Below are 1,176 nucleotides of genomic sequence, written 5' to 3'. Positions count from 1 at the left end.
TTCGACAGTCGCGACCTGCTCGACCATTTCATGCAGTCGCTGCAGGCAGTGATCGACCGGCATGACATCCTGCGCACCGCGGTGCAGTGGGAAGGCCTGGCCGAGCCGCTGCAGGTGGTCTGGCGCAGCGCACCGCTGGCGGTGGAAGAAGTGGTGCTCGATGCTGCTGCCGGCGATATCGGTGAACAACTGCGCGAGCGGGTCGAGGCGCGTGCGTACCGGCTCGACGTGCGGCTGGCGCCGATGATCCGGGCGCTGGTGGCGCATGACGAACAGAGCGGGCGCTGGGTGCTGCTGTGCCTGTACCACCACCTGGTGGTGGACCACACCACGATGGACATCGTGCAGCGCGAAGTGGGCGCGCAGATGGCGGGCCAGCCGCTGCCGCCGACCTACCCGTTCCGCAACTTTGTGGCGCAGGCACGGCTGGGAGTGAGCAGGGAAGAACACCAGGCATTCTTTACCGGCATGCTGGGCGACGTCGACGAGGCTACCGCGCCGTTCGGACTGATCGACGTGCATGGCGACGGGGTCGGGATTGAAGAAACCTCGCAGATGCTGGAAGCCGGGCTGGCGCGGCGCCTGCGCGAGCGGGCGCGGGCATTGAACGTGAGCACGGCCAGCCTGTGCCACCTGGCATGGGCGCGGGTGCTGGCGAAGATCTCGGGGCGCAGCGACGTGGTGTTCGGCACCGTGATGTTTGGCCGGATGCAGGGTGGCGAAGGAGCCGACCGTGCGCTGGGCATGTTCATCAACACGCTGCCGCTGCGCATCCGCATCGATGGCACGGGGGTGGGCGACGGCGTGCGGGACGTGCATGCGCTGATGGCGCAGCTGCTGCGGCATGAACATGCGTCGCTGACGCTGGCGCAGCGCTGCAGCGCGGTGGCCGCGCCGATGCCGCTGTTTGGCACGCTGCTCAACTACCGGCACCTGTCGGCGCCGGACGACGGTCCGGTATCGGGTGAGGTCGCGCACGAAGCGGCGGGCATGGAAGTGCTGGGCGCGCAGGAGCGCACCAACTATCCGCTGACGCTGTCGGTGGACGACCTGGGGGACGGGTTTGGGCTGACCGCGCAGGTACAGTCGCCGATCGACGCCGGGCAGGTGTGCCGCTACATGCACACGGCGCTGGCATCGCTGGTGCAGGCGCTGGAGCAGGCGCCATCGACGCCG

At 68.7% G+C, this 1,176-nt stretch carries 1 protein-coding gene; it reads left to right on the top strand.

Annotated features, from left to right (window positions below; translation table 11 throughout):
* Positions 1–1,176: condensation domain-containing protein (locus ACFQUU_RS29295; RefSeq protein WP_382252160.1), on the top strand; the 1,176-nt coding region annotated here is incomplete at both ends.

The organism is Herbaspirillum sp. GCM10030257 (genome assembly GCF_042666555.1).
GTDB lineage: Bacteria > Pseudomonadota > Gammaproteobacteria > Burkholderiales > Burkholderiaceae_D > Noviherbaspirillum.
This window is presented reverse-complemented; position numbering and strand designations above follow the sequence as displayed.